Origin of the sequence: Sandarakinorhabdus sp. (assembly GCF_040398645.1) — a bacterium.
Classification (GTDB): domain Bacteria; phylum Pseudomonadota; class Alphaproteobacteria; order Sphingomonadales; family Sphingomonadaceae; genus Sandarakinorhabdus.
In genome coordinates, this window is record NZ_JBBATR010000027.1 from 9701 (window position 1) to 12367 (window position 2667).

Here is a 2667-nt window from a genome sequence, read left to right on the forward strand (position 1 = left end):
TGCTGGCCTGCACCAGATAGCCGACGCCGTTCACATCGATCACCAGCGCATCGGCGGACACGCTGTCCACCACACCTTTCAGCCGGGCAATCACAGCAGGCCCTTTCGCGCACTGGCGCCCAGATGCGCGTGGGCAATTGCCACCGCCAACGCATCGGCCGCATCGCTGCCGGTCACGGTCACACCGGGCAGCAAGCGTTGCACCATGGCATGAACCTGCGTCTTGTCGGCACTGCCGACGCCGACAATGGCCTTTTTCACCAGCCGCGTCGCATATTCGCTCACTGGTAGGCCGGCCTTGGCGGCGCTGAGCATCACCACGCCGCGCGCCTGCCCCAGCTTGAGGGTGGATTGCGGGTTGACGTTGACAAACACCTCCTCAACGGCAGCCGCCGCGCAGCCATGATGCTGAATGATCGCCATCAGCGCATCATAGAGGCTGGCCAGACGCTCGGCCAGTGCAGCACTTGCCGGGGTTTTCACGGTGCCGTGGGCGATATGGCTGATGCGATTGCCGTCGGCCCGGATCACACCCCACCCCGTCGCTGCCAGCCCAGGGTCAAGACCGAGGATCAGGCTCACGGTGTTGCGGTGGCCCCGCTGCCCAACGTAACGAATGTCTCGCTGCGCAGCTTCCATCCCTGCGGCGTTGGCACCCACACCGCCAGATATTCGCCGGTCAATCTGCCCGCTACGCTGCCGCCCGACCAGTGGCCGCGTTCCATCGCGCGCATCGGCGGCACCGCCACGCTCACCATGTCGGGGGTGCGCACAAAGCCCAGGAAGCCCGGTGTCTTGAAGGCGCGGGCGAAATAATCGGCCATGGCGTCGCCGCCGATGATGCGTTCGCCGCCCGAACCGGCAATGCCGATATAATCATCGCCAAAGGCAGCGCGCACGCCGGCCACATCACGCGCCGCGATGGCGCTGTTATAGGCGGCGCGGGCGGCCTTGATCTCGGCGACTGAATCAGCAGCAGCAGGAGCGGCCATGATCATCAGGGCAGCCGCCAGCCTCACAATTTCGCAAGCACGTCGTCGGGCACGTCATAATTGCCCCACACCGTCTGCACATCGTCATCATCTTCCAGCAGATCGATCAGCTTGAGCAGCATGGCGGCATCGGCCTCACCAACGCTCACCATCAGGCCCGGCTTCCAGGCCAGCTTGATGCCCGCCGCTTCGCCCAGTGCCGCTTCGATGGCCTTGGCGGTGTCGTGCAGGCCGTCGATCGCCGTCCAGATGTCGTGACCGTCTTCGGAGGATTGCACATCGTCCGCGCCGGCTTCCAACGCCGCTTCGAACACCGCATCGGCGCTGCCGGCCTTGGCGGGATAGCTGATCAGGCCCAGCCGCTCAAAGCCATGGCTGACCGATCCCGATGCGCCCATGTTGCCGCCGTTCTTGGCCATGAAGGTGCGCACATTGGTGGCGGTGCGGTTGCGATTGTCGGTCAGGGTTTCGATGATGAGCGCCACGCCGCCGGGGCCAAAGCCTTCGTAGCGCACCTCTTCGTAATTGGCGGTGTCGCTGGCCTGGCTCTTGTCGATGGCGCGCTGGATATTGTCCTTGGGCATGCCTTCGACGCGGGCGGCGAGCACGGCGGCGCGCAGGCGCGGATTGTTGGCGGGATCGGGCATGCCCATCTTGGCAGCCACGGTGATTTCGCGCGAGAATTTGGAGAACATCGCGCTGCGCTTTTTGTCCTGCGCGCCCTTGCGGTGCATGATGTTCTTGAATTTGCTATGGCCGGCCATCGATGTTCATTCGCCTGAAGTTGAAGAGCGGCGGGCTTAGCAATGCTGTGGCCAAACGGCAATCAGCCCAGCTTCACCGCCGTGCCGACCGCACCGACCATCAGCATCGAATCCGATGAACCAAGCGCGGCATAGCTGATCTGCACGCCGACCACGGCATCGGCGCCGAGCGCCAGCGCCTGGTCCGACATTTCGCGCAAGGCTTCTTCGCGGGCGCCCTGCATCACCTCTTCGTAGGCGCCGGAACGCCCGCCGACGATGTCACGGATATTGGCCAGAAAATCCCGGAAGATATTGGCGCCCATGATGGCCTCGCCAGCAACGATGCCCAGATGCGCCGTGGCCGCGCGGCCTTCAACGGTGGGGGTGGTGGTAACGATCAATACGGTCATGGCATTTCCTCCGGTTCAGGCCAGCGCCGCCGCCGCTTGTTTGAGCATCACGCCGCACAGATGCGCGCGATAATCGGCGCTGGCGTGGATATCGTTGTTGAGATCATCCGCCGGCATCACCACGCTGGCAAGATCGCTGCCAGCTGCCAGCGCATCCTCAGCCGCCGTCCAGCGAAACACGCCGGCCGCAGCACCGGTCACCGCCACGCGCCAGCCGCCAGCATGGCGCGCCACATACACGCCCACCATCGCATAACGTGACGCCGGATTGCGAAACTTGGCATAGGCTGACGCCTGCGGCACGGCAAAACCGATGCGGGTGATGATCTCACCATCGGCCAGCGCGGTGGCAAACATGCCCTGGAAGAAGTCCGCCGCGCTGTGGCTGCCGCGATCGGTTTCGATTATGGCATCCAGCGCAAGTGCTGCCGCCGGATAATCCGCCGCCGGATCATTGTTGGCCAGGCTGCCGCCGATGGTGCCGCGATTGCGCACCATCGGATCGCCGATCATGCCCGC

The 2667-nt window shown here is 64.5% G+C and carries 6 protein-coding genes; all 6 read right to left on the reverse strand.

The window, feature by feature from the left end; genetic code table 11:
- Positions 1-94, reverse strand: a 94-nt coding sequence (locus ABWP50_RS07965) for an OB-fold domain-containing protein (protein ID WP_353217491.1), incomplete at its 3' end; no start/stop codon positions are given.
- Positions 91-582: a crossover junction endodeoxyribonuclease RuvC gene (gene ruvC, locus ABWP50_RS07970; RefSeq protein WP_353217465.1), complete on the reverse strand. Its 492-nt coding sequence runs from the start codon at positions 580-582 to the stop codon at positions 91-93. The genes ABWP50_RS07965 and ruvC, both read right to left, overlap by 4 nt.
- A complete protein-coding gene (locus ABWP50_RS07975; protein WP_353217466.1) occupies positions 579-992 on the reverse strand; it encodes a YybH family protein in 414 nt (137 codons plus the stop codon). Before ABWP50_RS07975 ends, ruvC begins: the two co-directional genes overlap by 4 nt.
- 23 nt (positions 993-1015) lie before the next feature.
- Positions 1016-1756, reverse strand: coding sequence for a YebC/PmpR family DNA-binding transcriptional regulator (locus ABWP50_RS07980; RefSeq protein WP_353217467.1), 741 nt, complete (start codon positions 1754-1756; stop codon positions 1016-1018).
- Between the two features lie 62 nt (positions 1757-1818).
- The gene (locus ABWP50_RS07985; RefSeq protein ID WP_353217468.1) at positions 1819-2148 is read right to left on the reverse strand and encodes a heavy metal-binding domain-containing protein; all 330 of its coding nucleotides are present in this window, start codon (positions 2146-2148) and stop codon (positions 1819-1821) included.
- Positions 2149-2163: 15 nt separating this feature from the next.
- Positions 2164-2667, reverse strand: a 504-nt coding sequence (locus ABWP50_RS07990) for an FAD binding domain-containing protein (protein WP_353217469.1), incomplete at its 5' end; no start/stop codon positions are given.

Coding starts and splice junctions, on each gene's coding strand:
- ABWP50_RS07975 (WP_353217466.1), bottom strand. CDS start 992: ATGGCCGCTCCTGCTGCTGCTGATTCAGTCGCCGAGATCAAGGCCGCC.
- ABWP50_RS07980 (WP_353217467.1), bottom strand. CDS start 1,756: ATGGCCGGCCATAGCAAATTCAAGAACATCATGCACCGCAAGGGCGCG.
- ABWP50_RS07985 (WP_353217468.1), bottom strand. CDS start 2,148: ATGACCGTATTGATCGTTACCACCACCCCCACCGTTGAAGGCCGCGCG.